The organism is Streptomyces sp. JLBJ103 (genome assembly GCF_058215575.1).
The window spans coordinates 5,441,863-5,462,996 of sequence record NZ_CM177089.1 but is presented as its reverse complement, the minus strand read 5'-3'; the positions used below and the strand labels follow the sequence as shown (position 1 = coordinate 5,462,996).

The following is a 21,134-nucleotide window of genomic DNA, read 5'->3' as shown; positions in this document are numbered from 1 at the left end:
GGCTAAGCCCTGTCCAGCGGATCGGACAGGACCTAGGTCCGTACGGTGGCCAGCCCGCGGGCGGCGGCGAGGTCGGGGCACCCGGAGAGCACCAGCGCCTCCCGGAGTTCGGCGCGCAGCAGCCCCAGGACCGCGCTGACGCCCTTCTCCCCGTCCGCCGCCAGCCCCCACAGCACGGGGCGGCCGTAGAGCACTCCGTCGGCCCCGCACACCAGGGCGCGCAGCACATCGGTGCCGGTACGGATACCGCTGTCGAGCAGCACGGCGCAGCCGTCCGGGACCGCGTCGCGGACCGGTGGCAGTGCCGTGATGCTCGCCACCGCCCCGGCGAACTGGCGCCCGCCGTGGTTGGACACCACCACGGCGTCCGCCCCCAGTCCGGCGGCCCGGGCCGCGTCACGCGGATCGAGGACGCCCTTGACCACCAGCGGCAGTTCGGTGTGTGCGCGCAGCCACTCCAGGTCGGCCCAGGACAGCGCCGGGTCGAAAACCGCACTGGTGTGGGCCGCGACGGCCGACCGCCCGGCGTGACGGGTGTGGGTCACGGCGGTGGGACCGGTGCCCAGGTTCGCCGCGCTGACCGAGTCCGGCAGTGCGAACCCGTTGCGCAGGTCGCGCAGGCGACGCCCCATGACCGGCACGTCGACGGTCACCATCAGCGCTTCGCACCCGGCCGTCTCCGCGCGCCGTACGAGGTCGAGCACCAGGGCCCGGTCACGGAGCCAGTACAGCTGGAACCAGGTGGGCGCGGCGGCGGCCGCGATGTCCTCCAGCGCGACGCTGCTCAGGGTGGAGATCACATAGGGGACACCTGCCCCGGCCGCGGCACGGGCCGCGGCGAGTTCACCGTCGGGGTGCAGCAGCCGCTGGTAGGCCATCGGCGCCACCGCGACCGGCATGGCCGCGTCGCCGGCCACCAGCCGGGTGGCCGGATCGGCGTCAGCGACCCCGGACAGGGCCCGCGGCAGGATGCGGACCCGGTCCAGGGCGGCCCGGTTGGCGGCCTGGACGGATTCGTCCCCGCTGCCTCCGTCGACGAAGTCCCGGATACCGGCGGGCAGTCGGTCGGCGGCGAGCCGGGCGAAGTCCTCGGCGCACACCGGCGGCTGCCCCGCCCGGACGTGGTCGCGGTCGCTCACTTCTGCTCCGCGTCCTTGGCCTGCTGCAATTCCACGGCCGAGTACAGGGCCTTGATGTTCCCGCTGCCGAACGTCCGGGCTCCCAGACGCTCGATGACCTCGAAGAAGAGCGTGCCGCGGGGATGAGTGGAGCGGGTGAAGATCTGGAGCAGCTGGCCGTCCTGGTCCTGGTCGGCCAGAATGTTGAGACGGCGCAGGTCGTCCAGGCCGTGGCGGCGGAGTTCCAGCCGCTGGGGAACCAGGTCGTAGTAGGTCCCGGGGGTGTCCAGGAACTCGACGCCGCGGTCGCCCAGGCGGCCCACGTCCCGCACGATGTGGTCGGTGGCGAAGGCGATGTGCTGGACCCCCGCCCCGCCGTGGTCCTTCAGGAACTGGTCTATCTGCCCGGCGGCCAGGGATTCGTCGGGCTCGATGAGCGTCAGGGTGACCCCGCCGGACCGGCTCTGCACCACCATGGAGTCCATCGCCTGACCGCCCACGATGATGCGCTCGGTGAAGACCATCTCGAAGTCCAGGACCGTCTCGTAGAACTCCACCGCGGTCTTCAGGTGGCCGGCCTCCAGGCACACCGCGAAGTGGTCCACACAATCCAGCCCGGTTCCGGTGTCCGCGCTGCCGGAGGCGGGGGCCGGGCGCAGCCCCGGCAGCCTCCAGGGTTCCGCGGGCGAGGGCCGCCCGACGAAGGTGTGCACGACGTCCCCGAACGCGGCGATCGACGCGGTGACAACACCGTCCCGTTCCACCGGCGCCGCCACCGGGCGGGCGCCGCGCCGGACGGCCTCGGTGTAGGCGGCCGCCGCGTCGGGCGTGCTGAGCGCGATGTCGGACACCCCGTCGCCGTGGCGTTCGACATAGGCGGCGGTGGCGTGGTCCAGATTCTTCGCCTCGGTCAGCACGAATCTGATGTTCCGGGTGCCCAGGGCCACCGTTCGGGCGCCGCCGCCCGCGGAATCCACCGAACGGGAGTGCACGGTGAATCCATAACGGCCGGTGAACTCCTCGGTCGCCGCCGCGAGATCACCGACGGAGAATCCGACGTGATCGACGTGCAGACTGTCGAACGCGCACATAGCGTCCTGACCTCTCAAGATGTGTACATACGGGTATGAGTGGAGCTCTGACCGCCGGGGGCCTCAGCCGCGGGCGGTCGCGCAGAGCTCGAAGACGAATCCCGCCAGCCGCTCGAGGCCGACCGTGATCTCGTCGGGCGTCAGATAGCTGAAGGACAGCCGGATCTGATGACGCGGTTGTCCATCGCCGAAGAAGTGGTGCATGGGGGTCCACAGCACGCGATGGTGACGCGCGCAATGCTCAAGGAGTGCGTCGTCCACCGGAAACGGTACGTCCAGGACGACGAAGAAACCCCCGGTGGGTGTGTTCCAGGTGACTTCGGGAGTCGAGCCGGGAGGAAAATGCTTGGCCAGTCCGTGCAGCAGGTGCCGGAGGTTCTGCTGATAGAACCGGCGCTCTTGGGTATTCGCCGAGCGCAGACTGCCGCCGTTCTCCAGCAGCTTTCCGCCGATAACGGCCTGCGCGATGGGTGAGGTGTTCACCGTCAGCATGCTCTTGATTTTGGCGAGCTCATCGGCGAACAGCCCGGTGCCGGTCGCGGACTCCACCCGCTGATCGGCGACGACGAAGCCGACGCGGGCTCCGGGGATTCCGGTCTTGGCGAACGAACCGAGGTAGACCACGCGCCGGTCCGGGTCGAGAGCCTTGAGCGTGGGCGGCTGCGCGGCGTCCTCCGCGGAGAAAATCCCGTAGGGATTGTCCTCCAGGACCAGGAAATCGTGTTCCACGGCCAGTTCCAGCAGGCGTTCGCGAGTGGCGCGGCTCATGCTGATACCGGACGGATTCGCGAAGTCGGCGACGACATAGCAGGCCCGCGGGCGCATTCCGGCCGCCTTGGCCCGGCCGACGACCTCGGCCAGGTCCGTCAGGTCGATACCGTCCGCGGAGCCCTTGACCGGCAGCAGCGGCATGTCCGCGAGCTCGGCCGCACCCGTCGCTCCGACGTAGGCGGGCAGCACGATGAGCAGCGCGTCCTGCGGGGTCCTGCGCAGCGCCCGCAAGGTGAGGAAGAGGGCTTCCTGACAGCCTGCGGTGACGACGACGGATTCCGGGTCGACCTCGATGCCCTCGTCCACCGAGAGGTTTTCCGCGATCAGTTCGTGGATGATCCCTTTGGTCCTGCCGTACTGAAGCACATGACGGCGGACCAGGGCGGGATCGTCACCGAACCGGGCCGCCGCGTGGTCGCAGTACATGCGGATGTACCGGTGTACATCGTCCAGATCGAAGAAACCCTCGTAGGGGCGTCCGGCCGCGAAGGAGATCGCGTCGGGGAATCGGTGCGACACCTCGTTGAGGAAATTCATCGACTCGATGACGGGAGACCCCAGGGAACCGTGCAGGTCGATCAGTCGTAATTCCGAGGCCATCTCATCGTTGCCGAACACCATCGCCTCCCCCTCCGAGGTGAGATGAACTGCTCCCCCGTTTACGCACCCGCCCCGGCCAAGGGCCGATCGATTCGGAACGGTCGATTCCAAATGAATCCATCGGTGCATAATGAGCAGAACTTCGGCGATTCAACCACGCTGTCCGGCCGCCCGTCAACCATCCGCTCTGCGCAGCGGGTTGAGTGGGGAGCGTCACTCCTTACGCGGTCCGCGTGTCGCGTCTTGTATTCGCTTGAGATCGATCGGCAGTCTGGTACATGCTCGTGCGTGCGCCCGCATCGGCGCCTGAGGGGGAAGGGTCCATTTTGCCTGGGAACATTCACATTCAGCGTATCCCTGGGTCAGCCATTTCCATGGAGTTCAAGGAAATGCTGGCCACCCGCCGGGAGACCCTGTCGAGACTCCTCGCCCAAGGGCGGGCGAACAGCCGCTACTTCCCCGTCATCTCCGCTCTCGCACCGGTAATGACACAGCACGAAGGTGAAATCACCTACCCCGGTGATCCCATGTGCCTGTATTCCGCACTCAGTGTGACCGTCCACAATGCGGTGCACGATGCCGGTCCGCTTGAACTGGCTGAGCACTACAATGACGTGGCCCCGGATTGGACACGGTTCCCGACCATCGATTACCGCTTATCCGTCGGCTTCACCGGATACCGGGAGTACGGGGAGCAACCCAATACCGATCAGACGGTTTTCGATCCGCGCGTCTGGGACCAGGACGCGCGGATCCGGTGGATCCGGCTGCTGCGCGAAGTGCGGCCACGGGTGGTGCTCATCAGCAGCGTGTCACCGGGACACCGCTATGCGCTGGACATGGCCGGTCTGGCGAAGATCGAGGTGCCGGGCACCTATGTGATCCTGGGCGGCCGTCATATCGACGAGACCGTCCATCTGGTGCCTCATCGCGACCCGGCCCAGGAGCGGGTGCTACTCGCGCCGAGCAGCACCTTCACCGTGATGGAAGAGGGCCGGGTGCCGCGCGTGGTGGACGCGGTCGTCTCCGGCGAGGCGTACCACTCGCTGGACCTGCTGATGCGCTCCGTCGCCCTCTCCATGGACGTCGGCACCCGCTGGGCCGACCCGGCCCAGGTGGGCCCGGTCATGGAGGAACTGCTCCGGGCCGAAGGGCCGCCCCCGGGGCGATCGCTGGCCGTACTGGCCGACCGGGGCCGGCTGGATGCCTATCCGCTGGAAGGGGCCAAGCTCGACCTGGCCCCCCTCCCCTCCCCCTACGAGGCGTTCGCGATCCGTTCGCGCTTCCCGATCTTCCTCGACCGCACCGGGGAGATCCAGCGGACCGCTCATGTCATGGTGTCCAACGCCTGTCCGTACCAGTGCAACTTCTGTTCCGAAACCGCCAAGATCGCGGGCGGGTTGAAGCGATTCCGGCAGACCTCCATCGGTGTGGAGCGGGTGTGCGAGTACGTCGGCTACGGCGCCGAGGCCCTGTTCTTCGACGACTCCATCTTCTGGAGCGGACGATTCTCTGACATCGCCGAGTTCTGCGCGGAGTTGAGGGAGATCAGGGAGAAACCCTCGGACGGCCTCGACGAGCGGTACCGGCGTTTCCTCGAGGACGACGCCGCCGTGGAGCGGCTGCGGCGGTTGCAGTGGGGCGCCCAGCTCACCGTGGACGTACTGGCCGCGCTGCACAGCCCCGAGGAGTCGCGCCGGATCCTGGACCTGATGCGCGACGCGGGGTGCACCTATGTCTACATCGGCATCGAGAGCATGTCCGCGCAGGTCATGGAGAGGATCCACAAGAACCTGCGGCGCGAGGAGCACCGCGACTGGGCGCAGAAGGTGAAGGAGGCCGCGAGCCTGGTCAAGGCCGCCGGGATGCGGGTGGGCACCTCCGTCCTGTTCGGGCTCGACGGAGAGACGCGCTCCAGCATCGACGAGACCATCGCGGGAGTCAGCCACCTCATCGACGAGAAGCTCATCGATCTCGCGAGTCCCAATGTGCTGACGTACCACCCGGCCACCCCCATTACCCGGATGCACGGCATGGTCGCCAAGCTCGACTACCACTCACCGCACGTGGACAACCGCAAGCCCTACATCTACTTCGAGGAGGCGTTCCCGGGAGTGGTCTCGACCTCGCTCACCGAGGACGACCTCTGGTACATCCACCACGAGACCGAACGGCGCTGGGGCACCACCCGCAACGACAGCGCGCCGGTGCAGGACGCACAGGAGAGGGTGGGCGGCTGATGCGCCTGGACACCGTCGATCTGGCCACGCTCTCGCGCCGGGACGGCGAGAAATGGTCATCGGCTCCCGAAGGGGTCCTGCCGGCCTGGGTGGCGGACATGGACTTCCCCGTTCCACCGGCCGTCCGGCGCGCCCTGCTGCACCGCATCGACACCGACCTCGGCTACCCGGCCTGGTACGACGAGTCCGAAGGCGGACCGCTGGGCGAGGTCTTCGCCCGGCGGATGCGGCAGCGGTTCGCCTTCGAGGCCGATCCGGCGCACGTCCGTCTGTTCACCGACGTCAACCAGGCCATGCAGATCGCCCTGCACCTGGGTACCGCGCCGGGCGATCCGGTCGCCGTGCACACCCCGGCGTGCCCGCCGTTCCTGGACGTGCTGACGAAGCTGGACCGGCCGCCGAGGACGGTGCCGATCCGCCGCGCGGGCGGCGAGTGGGACCCGGACATCGACCGGCTCGTCACGGAGCTGCGCGGCGCGGCCGATGGCGGATGCCGCGCGCTGCTCCTGGTCAACCCGCACAATCCAACCGGGCGCGTGCTGCGGCGCGATGAACTGCTGGCGCTGGCCGAGGTGGTCGTCGAGCGGGACCTGCTCGTCATCTCGGACGAGGTGCACGCCGAGCTGACCTACGACGGCTCCGTGCACATCCCCTTCGCCTCGCTCTCCGAGGAGGTCGCCGCCCGGACGGTCACCGTCACCTCCGGCAGCAAGGCGTTCAACCTGGCCGGCGCGCGCTGCGCGGTCGCGCACATCGGGGTCAAAACCCTCCGGGACGCCGTCGACGCCCATCGCGGCCTGCTCTTCGGGCAGGTCGGGGCACTGGGTGTGGACGCGCTCAAGGCCGCGTGGAGCGAAGGGGACGAGTGGCTGGCCGGGGTGCGGGAGGTACTGGCGCACAACCGTCTGCGGGTGGCCGAGGCGCTGCCGGAGGGCATCGGCTTCGTACCGCCGGAGGCGACGTTTCTGGCGTGGCTGGACTGCCGTGCCCTGGGCGTCGGGGACGATCCCTCGGCGTTCTTCCAGGACCAGGGGAAGCTGATGCTGTTCCGGGGCGCGGACTTCGGGCCCGAGGGCAGAGGCTTCGCCCGGCTGAACTTCGCCACGTCGCCACCCGTTCTCGAGGAGCTGCTTCGCCGGATGCGAACGGCAGTCGAGCGCCGTCGCGACGGGTCCGCGCACCGCGGGGACCATGACACATGGCCGATCTGACACCGATCCGCGAGGTGGCCGACCCCTTTGGGCGCCGCTGTCGACGCCGCACTACGGGGAACGGCGGGGCCGCTCTGTCCCCTGATCCGGTCCCGTGTCCCCGGTGTGTCTTCTGGATCTTGGTCTGAACGTATGAACGGGGGTCTCCACGTCGGAGTGGTGACCCCCGTTCTCACGTTTCCCCAGGTAGAAACGATCCGGCCGACCGCTTCCATGGTGGGGCGGGTGGGACTCGAACCCACGGCCGACGGATTATGAGTCCTTTTTTGATCTTCCGGTGACGGCCGATTCTTGCTTGGATCTTCCCGTTTCCGCAGGTCAGCGGGTCGCAGACAGTCGATCCTGCCAGTGGCTTTCCTGCTCCTTCCGGATCCTTCCGTCCACTGCGCGTCCACCGCAGGGGTCTCCGCGGCCCATCCGCGAGAGCGCGGGGAACCCGTCAACAGCAACGGCGCAGGCAGAAGGTGGTACCTCGTGGGTTTGGAAACGGCGAGCAGCGGAGTGCCTTACCGGCGAGAGGGGCACCGCCCGCTTCGCCCACGGATGGAGCGGCGAGGCATCGCCTCAGGTCAGCCTGCCTGAGCACAGCCTAGCGTGTCCTTACTCCGTTCGGCGTGGACCTAGGAGGGCTTCACAGATGCCTCGAACCTGCGACCTCGCAGGGACTGCTGGACCTGCCGGACGATTTCCGCGAGGCCGTCCGAGACGACCTGCTGGACGGACTGGGCGACCTGCGCCGTTTTCCACTCTTCGAGTTTGGCGACGGTGTACAGGCTCTCGTGTCGGTCGACCGCCTTGTGATGAACGCCGCACAGCAGCAGAAGGTTCTCGAAGCCGTTGATGTCGCCGGCATAGCCAGCTTCGTATCGCGGGCCTTTCTTCTTCTCGGAACGGATGTGGGCGATCTCGCCAACGACGGTAGGGTGCCCCCGGTCCCAGAAGACCAGAGGCTGGGCGCACTTCGGGAAGGCACAGCATGTGGCACTACCAAAGAGAAGCTTGACCGTCTCGTCCCTGTACTTGCTCGCCACGCCGGAAGCGTATCAACCGGGGACATGGGCCGGTTGCCGAGCAACGATCCTGACGACCCCGCTGGCGTGGGCTTCCAGTGCCGGTGATCGGCGCGGTACCGGAGGGTAGGGCACCGGAGCCGCGCTGGCCTGCTCATTCAGTTCTTGGGGCGGTCGCCTCAGCGCGCGCCAGTCGTTCAGCCTGACTTACTGGCGATGGCGAAACAGGCTTGTGGCGCCGACTCCGCTACCGATGGCGCCGTGGATGGCGTCGGCCAGGTCGTCTTCTTGGGCGGCGGTCAGGGTCTGCCGGAGCGTGAGGCATGCAGGAGGGATCTATACGCCAAGCAGGACACTGATGCCGTGCTGCCGTTGAGAAGTGCGTTCGGCAGCTACCGAGGGATGATCAAATCAGTCAGCTCTCTGGGGGTGGGGACCTTACCCCGGTGAATCACGATAACGGCGGTCAGGACCGCCACAGGAAGAAGTGCGCCAAGAGCTGCCTCGGGGAGCCCGGCCAGGGAAGCTCCTGCCATGATCGCGACTACCAGGATTCCAACTACCACCATCCTGAGTCGCTCGTGGCGAACAATGGGCACAGCACTACCCATTTGCTCCTCATCGAGCAGTCGGCCAACGCCTCCCTCGGCATACCGCTCGGCGATCGTCAGCAGCATGACCGTGAGCTTTTGTAGCGCCTCGCCCGGCTGCGTGTCCTGTTCAGCCTCGGCCTCCCGTAGTGCTCCGATGACGCGTCCCGCGTGAGTCCTGAGCACCCGTTCGTGATGGGCTCGGGCCTTCCCTCGCCGTGTACGGTGCGCCTGCCAGATAACTCGCTCTACGGATCTCATCGAGACCCTGGGCAAGGTATCGCCAGGCTCCCCGGTACTCCATTGTTTGTGCACTCGGGCACACTGCACTGCGGCCTGAACCAGTACCACCACAGGCCAGCACCGAATGTAGTCACTGGGAACGTCCGTCCGCCCCGCTCCAGTCTGGTCCTGACGTCGCTGCCCTTGGAGCCCAGTCAGCGCCGCGCCGATCCGCAGAAAGATTGGCGCTACGTACAGTGCCACGGCAACCGCCAGCACGGCACCCAATGCATCTACGACATGGGCGGGGCTCTCCCAATTCTCTACAGCTCCAGGTACCGCAGCGACTTTGCCTGCTATCCATCGCGCCGCGTCGAAGGGTCCACTGTAGAACGCAGGGGCCGCGTTGGGCCTCCACCAAGAAGCGGCGTACCACATCATCGGTGCGAAGTACGCGACCACGACCAAGGCGACAGGAATAGCAACCTGAGCCGCGTACCACCAACGCACCACCCACGCGGGAGTTAGTCCGCTCCCCCCGATTGGCACCGTGCCGGTAGTTGCTGCCGGTAACACATCCCGTGCTTCTGCCAGAAGTACTTCAGCGTGTCGCAGGGCCATGGCGCGGCGACGCCGTCTCAACTCGTCAACGGTTCGTCGCCGCGCCCAGGCCCGAAGAGGCCGTGAGCGCCACAAGGCTAGCCCAGCGACCAGCAAGAGCAACTCGACTATCCGTCCAAGAATCAAAACCACGCAGAGCAGTCTCCTCTACCACTCTGACACTGACTCGCATCTAGAGCCTTCGCTTCGTCACCACGCTGTGGAACGCGCGCCAGATGGCGACTTGTAGCGTTGTCAGGTCATGCACCAGCCGGAATCACAGCCCGTGTCGTGCACGTCGAACGACAGGGTGGCGATGCCATCGCCGATGGCCCTCCGCAGGGGCTTGCCAAAGCCGGTCAGGTAGACGTGGTCCTTGCCAAGCTCGTCGCGCCTCCGGTTGAGGAGGTCTTCAAGCTGGCACGCCTTCGCGAACAGCTCTGGCTGCGTACGGCGCATCTCCTGCCATGCCTCGGGGCGATGAAAGGGGCAGAACCAGCATGCGCTCTTGGGCGGCACCGGCAGCCCTGCTGAGCGGATGATCCGGGCGCAGTCACTTCGACGGATGCCGCGTTCCAACAACGGATACTCGATGCGTTCGTGCGGTTCGCATCGACGGGTGTTCGCCCGGTGGATCTCGTCCAGGGTGATGCCGATGCCGACTGTGGCGGGGTGCTGTGCGCTGGCGCCACGCCGCTTGAGTATGGGGATCTTCAGCGAGCGGGAGCCTTCCCGGGTGAGGTCCTGGTACAGGGTGCGGACCTCTCCGGTGCGCTTCATGACGGGGTCGACCACGACGAGTTCGAGGCCGTTTTCGGCTGCGAACGGCATGGCGTATTGGTGTAGGTACCGGATGGTGCCTGGGTTCTCGGAGTCATCACCGACGTTGGCCATGATGAACGTGCGGTAGTCCAACTCTCCACGGGCGGCGAGCACGAGGGCCGCCATGGACTGCCAACCGCCGCCGAAGCTGAATGACCGCAGTTCGCGACGTAGGGGTGTGGTGCGCCGCCAGCGTCTGAGGGGGTCTTGGTTCTTGTCCTCGAACCGCGGGAGGTGGACGGTCTGCTGGGCGTCCGCGTCGGCAGGTTGTTGAAGGATCATGCTTGATGCCTCTGCTTGGGGCGGCCCCGACTGGTGAGTCGGGGCCGCCGTGCGAGTCAGTGCGTCGTTGGGTCCGAGTGCGTGGTGCGCGCCAACCGCTCGGCCCGGGTTTCGCGGGCGAGGTTGAGGAGCACCTGGGGGTCCTCGCCCTCGTTGATGGCGACGACCAGCAGCCCAGCCAGCTCGTAGTCGGGGTCTGCGGTCAGCGCGTCCTTGAGTGCGAGGCGGGCGGTGAGGGTGTCGTTCTGCCGCCAGGCGACCCAGGCCAGGAGGGAGAGGAGGGGCACGGCCTTCTGGGTGTAGGGAGGAAGGCACCGGCGGGCGAGGAAGGACCAGAGGCGCCGGGCGTGCGGAAGGTCGTCGTCTTCTGCGAACTCGATGCCATGATCACAGGCCCAGCCGTTCTGGAGCCCGTGGATGAGTCGGGCGGCCATGTCGTCGGCGAGGTCGGTCGCGCCGTTTCGGAAGGCTCGTATCGCCGTTTCGAGGAGCCAGTGGGTGACGTCGAGGGCGACTTGTTGCCCGTGAGGTGTCGTGCATTGGGCTGCGTATGCTGCGGCCTCGTTGTCGAGAACCCGGAGTTGGTCCGGCGCGGCTGGTTGGGCGGGGCGGAACTCCTTGACGATCTCGCTGGTGCGGCGGCCGGGTGAGTAGCCCATGCGGATGAGTTGTGCGGCGGCGCTCTTCGGGTCGTCGAGCGCCGGGAGCTGGTCTCCTTCGCAGCAGCCGTCCCATTCGCATTCGAATGCCCACCATCGGCCTGCGACGAGTCCAAGTGTCTGGGCGACGCTGCCACGGTGTTGTGTGCATGCCTCGGTGAGCCAGTTCGACACTGGGCGGAGGAGTTCGATGACCTGTTCTGCACTTTGCCCCTGCTCTGGTTCGCGGCAGAGGTAGACGATGATCCCGCCCACGGTGTCGTGTGCGTTCTCCAGGACGTAGGTCATGAAGCGGCGGGCGAAGGCCTCAGCTTCCTTCTTCCAGTCGGCCAGGTCATCCGGGAGCGGGCAGGTCATGGTGGGCCCGTCGATGAAGTTGGGCCCAACAGCGTGGAGGACCATGCTGTCGTCCGGGTAGTGGCCGAGCATGAACGGCAGGATCTCGGCGAGGTTGGCCAAGCTCCTGATGGTGAGCTTGTTCTCAGGAACGATCACTTCGGGCTTTCCTTCTCTTTGGGGGCAGCGCGCTGCTCTGGCGCTCGGTGGGAATCGGAATTGGGGTCGCCTGCGGCCTTGGGAACTGTGGTGACGACCCGCTTGGGCTTCTTGGTGAGTGCGGGTGTGAGCTGGTCACGCAGGACGCGGCCGATCTCTGTCGGCAGGTCGTCGGCGTGTCGGGTGGGGATGGTGGCGTGCCAGGTACGGCCGGGCTGGAGTCGGGCGTCGTTGGCGGCTTGTGCTTCGGCCTGTTCGATGTCGGTGCCGTCAGGGATGGGTGGCAGGTCGGGGCCTGCGGTGATCCAGGTCTGGATGGCGAGGCCGCAGGGCTGGATGCGGAGTCCGATGCGGTGGCCGTCGGGGTGGTGGTAGGTGGCGGTGCGGTCGGGGGTGTCGGTGTCCTCCTTGTGCCAAGGGGGTTCGAGGGCTGGGGTGATGTGGTCGAGGGGCGGCACGTCGATCTCGTCGCGTGGTCCGGCGAAGGTCGGGCGTCGGCGGCGTGGTGCGGGGGTGGTGCCGGGTCGGTTGAGGGTGTCGGACTCAGTCATGCGTCTGCGGTCCCCGGCATGAGCTGGTCGGGGAGTGCGACGGCGCGGCGGTGGGCGACGATCGTGGTGGCGGTGTCCATGTACCGGTCGCGCTGCTCCAAGGCTTCGGCGGCTTCGGCGCGGGTCTTGGCGTAGTCGTCGTCTAGGGTGAGGGAGTCGGCGCAGCCGATGAGGCAGCGTGGGCCGAGGTCCCAGATGATCGCGTTGACGGCGGCGCACCCGGCGGACAGCGAGTCGATGTCGTTGCCGTACCAGTGGAAGTCGTGGGTGCTGAGGCCGAGGTCGCGTAGGCGTTGGGCGACGGAGCGGAACATGGTGCCGGAGCCGACGGCGGGGTCGCGGAAGGACATGCCTGGCTTGGCGAAGTCCTTGTCCACGGTCATGTTGGCCATCAGGTCGGTGACGCACGCCGGTGTGTGGTATTCGCCGCGCCACTTTTTGTCGCTCTTGTGGCGGAGGCTGGTGAGCAGGGGGCTGAGGACGTCGGCTTCGGAGCGTTGCCAGGGGTCGTCGTGGCCGGTGAGGTCCATCAGGCCGGTGTTGATGGCGGCGCGGGTGACGGCGTGGACGGCGCGGAGCTGCTGTTTGTCGGGGTCGGGGTTCCAGGCCCAGTCGTGGAGGCGTATCGCGCGGTTGATCAGGTCGGGGCGCTTGATCCAGTGGCCGAGGTAGATCTCCTTGAGCAGCTGCGGGAGTTCTTCGGGCTGGAGGTTGAGTACCCAGTCCGCCAGGCCGGGGACGTTGCGTACCAGGGAGAGTCCGGCGACGGTGCCGAGGGGCACGTCGATGCTGCTGCCGCCGAAGGACTGGTACCAGGCGTCGAGGCAGTTCTCCGCGATCTTGCGGGCGTGTTCGTGTGGGTCACGTGGGGCGGCGTAGCGGCGGGCGGTGATCTTTGCGGTGGGGCGGGCCTTGGACTTGGGTGGGGGCTTCTTCGCCCAGGAGGGCGCGGGCCGTTCGGTGGCCAGGGCTGCGGTGCGGGGCAAGAAGTCGTCGGGCATGAAGGCGGTTTCCTTTCTTTCTGCGGGCGCGCATGGGGCCGCCCCGGTGCGCAGGGCGCGACCGGGGCGGCGTAGCTGTGGGGTTGGTTCAGCTGATCTGCTGCTTGCCCTCGAGCTGAGCCAGAAGGGTCCGTGCTTCGACGGCCTGTGCGGCTTCGGGATGTCCGGCTTTGCGGAGGCCGGAGATGAGGAACATCAGGGCGAGTTCGTCGGTCTCCATACCGGCGGTGAGTTCTTCGAAGGTGAGGTGGCGTAGTTCGAGCGGTCGATGGACGTATCCGACGCGGAGGGTTTGTTCGATGTCTTGGAGGGTGTCGGCTGCTTGCTGATCGGTGAGGTCGAGGAGGGTGGCCCAGGCGCTGAGTGTTTGGTCGTCTACCGGAAGCTGCATGAGGGTCATGCGCCTTTCTGGGAAGGCCGTGGCCGCCCCGGTTGGGGCGGCCACGGGGTGCTAGGAGGGGAGGGGGTTGTTCCGGTAGTCGGGGTGGACGACGGCCCACAGGCCGTTGGGCATGGGTTCGGTGATCACGCCCCATCCGGCCCAGCGCATGACGGCCAGGTAACCGAGGCGGCCACCGGCGAATCCACGACGGTCGTCGCAGTAGGGGTCGGGAGCGATGAGGATCCAGCCGGGAAGATGGTCACCGGAAGGGAGAACCTTGAACCCGGGCCGGAGTTCGTGCGTGCCGTTGGTCACGATGGGCGGCAGGTGGGCTGCCTGGAGGATCCGGATGGCCTGCTGGACGTAGGGGTGGCTGTGATGCTGGGGCAGCGAGCCGGTACCGGGGCGGATGTAGGCACGGTGCGGGATGGCGCCCGTGCTGGCCTTGTAGATGTCCATCAGGAGGTTGGCATCGTCGATGCGACCGGCCATGCGCATGGCGATGTTCGCGATGATGGCGATCGGGAAACGGTCATGCCCGACCAGGCGCCGGAACTGGCTGTCGGTCATGTGGCTGTACTGGCTGGCCTGCATTGCCGTATGCGTGCGGGCCACGAACTTGAACGCTTCGGCGACGTGCTCGGCGTCGAGTCCGAGCTGTTGTGACAGGAGTAGAACTCCGGGGCTGTACTTCATGCTGTCTTCTCCAAGAGACACGCTTGCGCGTATGGGTGCGCCCCCGGCCGTGGTGGGCCGGGGGCGCGTTGCGAACCTGGTGCTTGCCGTTGGTTAGCTGCGGTGTCCGCCGCATCCGGCGTGGCCGCAGCCGCCGCAGAATTCGCCGGGCTTGTTGCACTCACACGAGCAGGGCTTCAATTTCCTCCTCCATTTCCGTCCGGAATTTCCGAACTCGTTACCTATATCTTAATCGCAAATGCCGCGAATTCAAGGATTGTCCCTTTGGGTTCAATTGATTCCGGGAATTCAATTCCTAATTGGCGGCGACGGGAATCAGCTCCGGCCACCGCACCGCCTCCAGCGCCCGCCGATGGGTGTCGGGCACCGGCACCGTCGGGTAGCCCAGCCAGTCCAGCCCCATCGCCGCCAGCACTGTGGCGTCGGCCTGGTCGTAGCGGCCGGGCCCCTCACACGCGACGCCGTACCGCTCGATGGCCACGCTGCGCACCAGTCCTTTGGCCACCCTGGACCGCTGGTTGCGCGGATAGTCCTGCGCCGGGTTCGCGCGGCCGGTGGCGTAGATCGTGCGGTGGTGCGGGTTGGCCACGGCGTACGGGATGCGGTGGCGCCACAGGTCCTGTGTCACCAGCCACCACAGCCCGGCCAGTTCGTGGTGCCCTGCCTGGCTGCCCTGGGCGTAGGCCGCGCCCTCAACCATCACCAGGTCTGCCGCGTCGACGCTCATGCGGATGTGTCCGCGCAGCCAGTCCATCCGCTCGTGGCTTCGGCGCCGGCCCGGCCGCAGTGCCTTCGCCCAGCCCGTGCCCGCGACGCCCGTGGAGGTCAAGGAGAGGTCCAGGCCGATGACGCGCGGCTGCCACTCCCCGTGCCCTTGGACGCTGGGCAGCGTGACCGGCGCGCTCTGGAGCAGCGCCGTCATGCGGGCTCCCCGGCGCGCTCGATGATCTCTGCCATCGACAGGTCGCGGCGGAAGGGGCTGCCCGTCTCGCGTTCCAACTCCGCGTACTCCTCGGCCAGCTCCGGACGCAGCCGAGCGGCGCAGGTGATGTCGGAGGCCGACGCAAGTGGGCACAGGCTGCACGAAAGGCGGGACATGCCCTCGCGGTACGCCCAATGCGAGGGGACGCCGCTTTCCCGGATGCGGTCCCATACATCCTCGGTGCTCCAGCGCAGCACCGGGTACCACAGGGTGATCGTGCGGCGTCCGCTGCTGGCGCCGTCGCGTTCGATCGGCGGCTTCGCGGCTCGGTTACGGGACTCGGCGGCCCGCAGCCCCAGGCACAACACGATGCGCGCCGGGCGGCTGGTGATGCCGAGCTGGGCAACCTGCTCGGTGATGAACTTCCGCGAGACGTTCCTCTTCATCTCAGCTGTGCAGTAGCGGTTGAAGAGGTTCGGAAAACGGCCGCGGGCGCGGATCCGGTGCAGCAGGGACTGCCACTTCGCCGAGCGACGCACCTCGAAGGGCAGCCCGTAGTGTTCGGCCTGTTTCCGGGCCAGGTCAAGCGTTCCGGGCCACTCCACGGTGTGCCCGCGGGGGGTGCGTCCGAGGTCACAGTGCAGGACTACGATCCGGTCGCGCGCGCTGGCCTCGTCCGCCAGGCGCACCGTCTCATCGAGCGCCGCCTGGCTGTCTTTGCCTGCACTGCTGCTCACGATGATCAAGTCGGCTGCGGCGAGGTCGGGCACCGGGTCCGGTCCGTGCGCGTCGCGGGCGGTGATCAGTTCGAGCTGACGACTCATTGCTTCACCTCCGCCGTGGCGGCCAGGTGCTTGGTGATGAGCCGGTCGGCTTCGGTCATCGCATCCGCCTTGTGAGAGGCGATCCATTCACCGAAGGTGCCGTCCGGGCCCCATAGATACCAGCCGGAGTCGTGGTAGCCGTCCTTCGCGTTCTTCTTGCGGTAGCCCAGCTCCCACCAGCCTTCACGCCAGCGCCACATGCGTCGCGTTGCCGGATCGGGCACCCAGCCCGCGCGTTCGGCGAGGGCTTGCAGCCGTGCCAGTTCGGTCCGCAGCATCGCGTTGTCGCGACGGAGCTCGGCATTGGCTTCCCTGGGACGGCGCGCTTCCTCGGCCAGTCGGCGATAGTCGTCGCCGATGGCCCGCTCCTCCAGGCGGGCCGGGATTCCGCTGTTCCCGCGTTCGGCCGTCAACTTCTCCTGTGCTTCGTCGCGTTGTCGTGCGAGGCGGCGCAGCAGTGCGGCAGCACCGGGTGCGCCGCGTTCGTCCAGCCACCTTGCGGTGGCTTGTATCTCGACTCCGACAGAGTGGTTCATCGCTGTTCCTTCGGGCGGTGTGCCACCCCGGCGCGGGTCCGGGGCGGCACACCTGGGGTCCGGGGTTACGGGCGGGGGGTCTTGGGGGCTTTCTGTATGGAGTTGCCGGAGGCCGGGAGGGGCTTGCGGCCTGCGACGTAGTCCTTGAAGCGGGTTCCGGCCCGGAAGCGCAGGGCGCGGGTGGCGGGCACCGTCACGAGGTCGCCGGTCTGCGGGTCGCGGGCCTCGCGGGCGTCGCGGTCGACGGCCTGGAGGCTGCCGAAGCCGGTGATGGAGACGGTGTCTCCTGCGACGACGGCACGGACGATGGCGTCGAGTACCGCGTCCACTGCGGCTGTGGCCTTCCTCCTGCCGCCGGTCGTGTCGGAGATGGCTTTCACGAGCTGGGCCTTGTTCACGGGGAATTCCTTTCGATTCACGTGCTGAACCGGGGGCTTGGGCCGATGCGGGGTGTCGTGAGCTCGGGGAGCGCGCCATGCGGCCGGGAGAGGCGCGAGCCCTGCGCCCGGGTCTTCTTCGGGATGTGTGGCGTCAATAGGCGGCAACGGCCACAACGTAAAGTTCGGTCTCAAGAAGGTCTCCTATCTTGTGTCTGGGTGGGTGCCGCGGGCGCGTTTCTGTTTGCGTCGGCGTGCCTGGGCGAGCCGCGCGCCTTCCCGGCACAGGGAGCAAGCCGCCTCTCCGCGCCGGTTGTGGGCGCGGGCACCGGCTTCGGTGCCATGGGTGATGTGCGAGCCGCTTTCCTCGAGTTCGTCGGGGTGCGCAGTGGTGCACGTGCCGCGGATCTGGCCGTTGAACCACAGGCGTCCGCCGCAGATGCCGTCGAACTGGCTGTGGCGTGGCAGGACGAGTTCAATGCACTGCGCACGGAACGGGCAGTCCTGGCAGACCTTCAACAGGGCCTGCATCAGCGGCTTCCGGAGCGAGTCCGCGGTCGCGTCGTTGGGGGTGAAGCGTAGGTCCCCGGCGCACGGTGCTTCGCTGACCCACCGGGTGCCGCTCATCGCACGCCTTCCCGTACCGGCGGCTACGCGGTCGGCGGCAGCGGCATCCGGCGCACATGCTCGCTGAGGCTGCTGCCGTGCGGGTGCGCGTAGGTGCCGTCTACGGGAAGAAGGTGGCGGTCGGCGAGGCTGGGCAGCGCGAATATCTGGGCAACCAGCCGCGTGATCGTGTCGTCGCACTGGCGCGGCCAGCGACGCCGAGCGGTGTGGTTCTCGGTGCCGTCCTTTGCGACACCTTCGATGATCTCGATGACGCGGCCTCCGGCGCGGCGGCCGTCCACGACAATGGCGGTTGCCTCCGGGTGGTGCTCACGCACCAGCCGGGCGATGTGCACGGCGCGGTCGGACGGGGGCAGTTCCAGCAGCCACCGGTTGCCGTCGCTGGCGCTGTCGCGTCGGACCGTGGCCCAGGCGGGGGAGTCGTACGGCGCGAGCGCGCTCTGCACGTCGGATTCGACCTCGTCGGCGAGGTCGGTGAGTGGGTGGTCTTCGTCGCTGCCGTCCCACAGCCATGGGCAGGCGCCCAGAGGGCTGGGCTGCACGCCGAGTACGCCATGCAGATACACCTCGCGCGTCTTCCCGTGGTAGGCGAAGGCGACATAGACGGCCTCGGGACAGGCGTGGCGGATCATCGCGGCGATGTGGTCGAGGACGGCCAGGCAGTGCGCCTTCTCGATGCGTCGCCGTTCGAAGTCCAGCTCGTCGCGCTGTTGGGCGAGGATAGCCAGGTGATCGGCCGTGGCAGGGGTCATGGTGCGGATTCCTTTCTTCTTCGGGGGTTCAGGCCAGGACGGGCTTGAGGCGTTCGCCGAGCCAGCGGGCGACGTTGACGCTCACGGCGTTTCCGGCCTGCATGGTCTGGGCGGCCTTGGAGCCGACGACGTCGTAGGCGTCGGGGAACCGTTGGCCGCGCAGCTGTTCGCGAGGCTGGAGCATGCGGAAGTAGCAGTCCTCGATGGCGGGCGCGGTGCGCACCACGGCCACCGAGTCGCGGGTGCTCAGGGTGTGCAGGGGCTGTGCGGCGGGCTTCGGCGCGCTCTTGCGGTACGGGATGACCAACGTGTTGCGGGCTCGGTCGCGGGCTACGCCATCGGGCACCAACAGGCCGTGGTGGCGGGCCGTGCTCAGGGTGCTGAGCGGGTTGTCCACGGGAGCTGCGTCGCAGTTGTTGCGGAACTCCACGATGAATGGAGCTGGGGGTTCCACGGTGACCAGGGCCTCGCTCTCGCGGGTCGTGCGCGTGCGCATGGGGGTGCCGACGTGGGTCGCGGTGTCGTTCCAGCTACCGCCGACCGGTACCAGGAGGGCTTCGCCGAGCTTGGCCGTGCGGGTCGGCAAGGGTCGGGCGTGCGGCGCGAAGGCCCGGTCGGTTCCGTCCTTGCCGTGCGTGAGGGTGACGACGGACGGCTCGTAGGGGAACTTCGCCAGCCCGGCCGCGATCCTGCGCATCGTGTTGGGCACCAGCGGCTTGGAACGGTCCCCGATGCGCTGGCCGATGTCGTCCCACATGATCACGTCCGAGGCGGGCCGGACGTACGGCTCGACCAGCGTGTGAGCGCAGCGGCGGTTCGGGCACCGGTAGTCGTACTGCTGCTGGTATTTGCCGACCTTCACCCGTGGGTCGCGCCAGCTCTGGCGTGCTTTGACGTCCCGCCCGCACTCCACGCAGTACGCCAGCGGGCGGGGCGCGAGGTCGGGACGGCGGATGTCTGCGAGGGTGAAAACCACGTAGACGCGGTCGCGCCACTGCGGGGCGTACGGGTTCGTCTCCGAACCGATGTGCGCGGAGGACACCGAGACGATCTGAACCCGGTAGCCGAGCTTTTTCATGGCGCGGATCCACTCGGGGAAAAGGATCCAATCCGTGATGAACTCGACTACGTTCTCCACCACGACGCAGGGGAACCGCTTCGCTTCAGCGGCGCGCAGGACGCACCAGGCCGTCACTCGGGTCATCTCGAAGGCTTCCGGCGGCAGCTCCCGCCACTGCTCCTCTTCCTCGAACAGGGCGTCCTGGACGGGGTCGGGGCGTTTCTTTCCGCCCGCGGGGCTGACTTCGGTGCAGATGACGCTGGCCCACATCACGAGGGCTTTCGGTAGCCAGCGCATGGGGTAGTTCTGGATGTCGGCGCACCGTGCGGCCGCGGTCGGGTGGTTGAGCTCGAACGTGTCGATGGCGGTCTGCCAGTGGTTGATGCCGAGGATGGGGTCGAATCCGGCTTCGAGCAGGCCGGTGGCATCTCCGCCCGCTCCGCAGAGCAGGTGGATGGATCGTGGCACGGTCGTGGTCTCCAAGAGGCGGGCCGCCCGGCCCGGTAAGGCCGGGCGGCCGTGGTCAGGACTGGTCGGAGGCGCGTAACGCGTGGTGGTGACCGCTGTCCTCGACACCGAGGGCGGTGAACCCCAGCAGGCCGAGGGCACACGCGATCAGCAGCCAGGTCACCGGTCAGCACCCTCGGTGGGGCACGACGCACGGCGCGGCCGGTCAGTCATCGCTGCGGGTCACGCGGAGGATCGTGATGTGTCCGGCGCGTTCGAACAGCGCCAGCGGGTAGGCGCCGGACTCGCACCGCTCCCAGACGCGGCCGTAGCCCTCATCGTTGATGAGGCGCTGCGACCACTCGGCGAAGCGGGCGACGGCCAGGCATGCGCTCTCGAGCCCGGCGCTGCTGTTGTGATTCGCCCCGTAGGGGGTGGTGTGTGTGGCCGACACGATCAGCCGGGGGGCCTTCCCGTCACCGATGGCGCGGGAAATGCGCGCGAACAGGGGGACGAGGCTGGTGTCGTGGTGGGCCTGGGGGCCGTTGGGCGTGGAGTCGTACAGCACGGTGCGGCAGCCGGGGTCGTCGGCTCGCCGCCGGATGACGGTCCAGCCGGTCACCTCGGCGGGGTCGGCGGGCAGGCTGTGTTCTGAGGCGATGATCAGTTCGGTGCTGTCGCCGAGGTCTGCGCGGAGCTGGAACTCACCGCCGCTGGTTTCCATGTCAGTGGTCCACCCGCCGTAGCGGAGCGGGGTGATGACGTGCCGGTAGTGGTGAAACAAACGCTGCCACAGCGGGTCGGTGATGCGGTTGTGGTTGGGCAGAGGCGCGAGGACGGTCATTGATGGTCTCCAAGAGGATGTGCATGACGGATGCCGGTTCAGGTATCCGTGTTTGAACAAGGTCGCCTATCTCGCTTGAAAGCAGAGATCAGATGGGCGGCAGTTCGCTGCTGGCGAAGATCCGCACCGCCCACATCCGGCCGCCCCGGGTGACGACGCAGCCGACCGAGCGACCCCCATGGGGTAGGACGAAGCCGCTACCGCCCTCCTCGTCACGCAGTTCGCAAACGAGGTCACGGACCCCCGCGTCGGCGCACCCGAGCGAGCAGTACAGGCTGTCACCGAGCCGGGATTCGGCGTGGGGGCCGTGGATGACTTCGGCGATCACAACGAATGCGCCAGGGGTCGGGTTGAGGGTGTCAGTCACAGGTGATCTCCAAGAGGTCGAGGTTTGAGCGGGAGCC

Annotated in this window: 21 protein-coding genes and 1 pseudogene; 2 read left to right on the top strand and 20 right to left on the bottom strand. The window is 67.7% G+C overall.

Annotation, left to right across the window (positions count from 1 at the left end; translation table 11 throughout):
• Positions 1-32 precede the first annotated feature (32 nt).
• The 3 genes from AC4BEG_RS24170 to AC4BEG_RS24160 form a co-directional block, all read right to left on the bottom strand.
• Positions 33-1,139 carry an alpha-hydroxy acid oxidase gene (locus AC4BEG_RS24170; RefSeq protein WP_490701843.1) on the bottom strand — a complete coding sequence of 369 codons (1,107 nt, stop codon included), beginning with the start codon at positions 1,137-1,139 and terminating at the stop codon, positions 33-35.
• Positions 1,136-2,209, bottom strand: a complete 1,074-nt coding sequence (hppD, locus tag AC4BEG_RS24165; RefSeq protein ID WP_490701842.1) for a 4-hydroxyphenylpyruvate dioxygenase — start codon at positions 2,207-2,209, stop codon at positions 1,136-1,138. The genes AC4BEG_RS24170 and hppD overlap by 4 nt, the downstream gene beginning before the upstream one ends.
• A 63-nt stretch (positions 2,210-2,272) precedes the next feature.
• On the bottom strand, positions 2,273-3,601 hold the full coding sequence (locus tag AC4BEG_RS24160; RefSeq protein WP_490701841.1) for an aminotransferase-like domain-containing protein: 1,329 nt from the start codon (positions 3,599-3,601) through the stop codon (positions 2,273-2,275).
• Positions 3,602-3,954: 353 nt separating this feature from the next.
• On the opposite strand from AC4BEG_RS24160, the gene AC4BEG_RS24155 reads away from it, so the two are divergent.
• Positions 3,955-5,820 (top strand): B12-binding domain-containing radical SAM protein, encoded by a 1,866-nt coding sequence (locus tag AC4BEG_RS24155; RefSeq protein ID WP_490701840.1) that lies wholly within the window; start codon positions 3,955-3,957, stop codon positions 5,818-5,820.
• Positions 5,820-7,031, top strand: coding sequence for a MalY/PatB family protein (locus AC4BEG_RS24150; RefSeq protein ID WP_490701839.1), 1,212 nt, complete (start codon positions 5,820-5,822; stop codon positions 7,029-7,031). Before AC4BEG_RS24155 ends, AC4BEG_RS24150 begins: the two co-directional genes overlap by 1 nt.
• Before the next feature lie 620 nt (positions 7,032-7,651).
• Here the strand turns inward: AC4BEG_RS24150 and AC4BEG_RS24145 are convergent.
• The 17 genes and pseudogenes from AC4BEG_RS24145 to AC4BEG_RS24065 all read right to left on the bottom strand — a co-directional run bounded on the left by AC4BEG_RS24145 (position 7,652) and on the right by AC4BEG_RS24065 (position 21,097).
• Positions 7,652-8,062 (bottom strand): HNH endonuclease, encoded by a 411-nt coding sequence (locus AC4BEG_RS24145; RefSeq protein WP_490701838.1) that lies wholly within the window; start codon positions 8,060-8,062, stop codon positions 7,652-7,654.
• A 371-nt stretch (positions 8,063-8,433) separates the two neighbouring features.
• Entirely contained in the window at positions 8,434-8,718 is a 285-nt protein-coding gene (locus AC4BEG_RS24140; protein WP_490701837.1) for a hypothetical protein, read from the bottom strand.
• 990 nt (positions 8,719-9,708) lie between these two features.
• Positions 9,709-10,557, bottom strand: a complete 849-nt coding sequence (locus AC4BEG_RS24135) for a phosphoadenosine phosphosulfate reductase (RefSeq protein WP_490701836.1) — start codon at positions 10,555-10,557, stop codon at positions 9,709-9,711.
• A 56-nt stretch (positions 10,558-10,613) separates the two neighbouring features.
• Entirely contained in the window at positions 10,614-11,711 is a 1,098-nt protein-coding gene (locus tag AC4BEG_RS24130) for a DUF4192 domain-containing protein (RefSeq protein ID WP_490701835.1), read from the bottom strand.
• Positions 11,708-12,262 carry a hypothetical protein gene (locus AC4BEG_RS24125; RefSeq protein ID WP_490701834.1) on the bottom strand — a complete coding sequence of 185 codons (555 nt, stop codon included), beginning with the start codon at positions 12,260-12,262 and terminating at the stop codon, positions 11,708-11,710. The genes AC4BEG_RS24130 and AC4BEG_RS24125 overlap by 4 nt, the downstream gene beginning before the upstream one ends.
• A complete protein-coding gene (locus AC4BEG_RS24120) occupies positions 12,259-13,263 on the bottom strand; it encodes an N-6 DNA methylase (RefSeq protein WP_490701833.1) in 1,005 nt (334 codons plus the stop codon). The genes AC4BEG_RS24125 and AC4BEG_RS24120 overlap by 4 nt, the downstream gene beginning before the upstream one ends.
• An 88-nt stretch (positions 13,264-13,351) precedes the next feature.
• A complete protein-coding gene (locus tag AC4BEG_RS24115; protein WP_490701832.1) occupies positions 13,352-13,654 on the bottom strand; it encodes a hypothetical protein in 303 nt (100 codons plus the stop codon).
• A 60-nt stretch (positions 13,655-13,714) separates the two neighbouring features.
• A complete protein-coding gene (locus tag AC4BEG_RS24110; RefSeq protein ID WP_490701831.1) occupies positions 13,715-14,341 on the bottom strand; it encodes a hypothetical protein in 627 nt (208 codons plus the stop codon).
• Positions 14,342-14,636: 295 nt separating this feature from the next.
• Positions 14,637-15,263: a hypothetical protein gene (locus AC4BEG_RS24105; RefSeq protein WP_490701830.1), complete on the bottom strand. Its 627-nt coding sequence runs from the start codon at positions 15,261-15,263 to the stop codon at positions 14,637-14,639.
• Positions 15,260-16,087 (bottom strand): phosphoadenosine phosphosulfate reductase domain-containing protein, encoded by an 828-nt coding sequence (locus AC4BEG_RS24100; protein ID WP_490701829.1) that lies wholly within the window; start codon positions 16,085-16,087, stop codon positions 15,260-15,262. The genes AC4BEG_RS24105 and AC4BEG_RS24100 overlap by 4 nt, the downstream gene beginning before the upstream one ends.
• A complete protein-coding gene (locus tag AC4BEG_RS24095) occupies positions 16,084-16,623 on the bottom strand; it encodes a hypothetical protein (protein ID WP_490701828.1) in 540 nt (179 codons plus the stop codon). The genes AC4BEG_RS24100 and AC4BEG_RS24095 overlap by 4 nt, the downstream gene beginning before the upstream one ends.
• 80 nt (positions 16,624-16,703) lie before the next feature.
• Positions 16,704-17,021: pseudogene (locus AC4BEG_RS24090) on the bottom strand (HU family DNA-binding protein); the annotation flags it as partial.
• A 183-nt stretch (positions 17,022-17,204) separates the two neighbouring features.
• Complete coding sequence (locus AC4BEG_RS24085) at positions 17,205-17,627, bottom strand: hypothetical protein (protein ID WP_490701827.1); 423 nt, start codon at positions 17,625-17,627, stop codon at positions 17,205-17,207.
• A 23-nt stretch (positions 17,628-17,650) separates the two neighbouring features.
• Positions 17,651-18,379: a hypothetical protein gene (locus AC4BEG_RS24080; protein ID WP_490701826.1), complete on the bottom strand. Its 729-nt coding sequence runs from the start codon at positions 18,377-18,379 to the stop codon at positions 17,651-17,653.
• A gap of 28 nt (positions 18,380-18,407) precedes the next feature.
• The gene (locus AC4BEG_RS24075) at positions 18,408-19,907 is read right to left on the bottom strand and encodes a DNA cytosine methyltransferase (protein ID WP_490701825.1); all 1,500 of its coding nucleotides are present in this window, start codon (positions 19,905-19,907) and stop codon (positions 18,408-18,410) included.
• Positions 19,908-20,112: 205 nt separating this feature from the next.
• Positions 20,113-20,730 carry a hypothetical protein gene (locus tag AC4BEG_RS24070; RefSeq protein ID WP_490701824.1) on the bottom strand — a complete coding sequence of 206 codons (618 nt, stop codon included), beginning with the start codon at positions 20,728-20,730 and terminating at the stop codon, positions 20,113-20,115.
• A gap of 88 nt (positions 20,731-20,818) precedes the next feature.
• Positions 20,819-21,097 (bottom strand): hypothetical protein, encoded by a 279-nt coding sequence (locus tag AC4BEG_RS24065; protein ID WP_490701823.1) that lies wholly within the window; start codon positions 21,095-21,097, stop codon positions 20,819-20,821.
• Positions 21,098-21,134 lie beyond the last annotated feature (37 nt).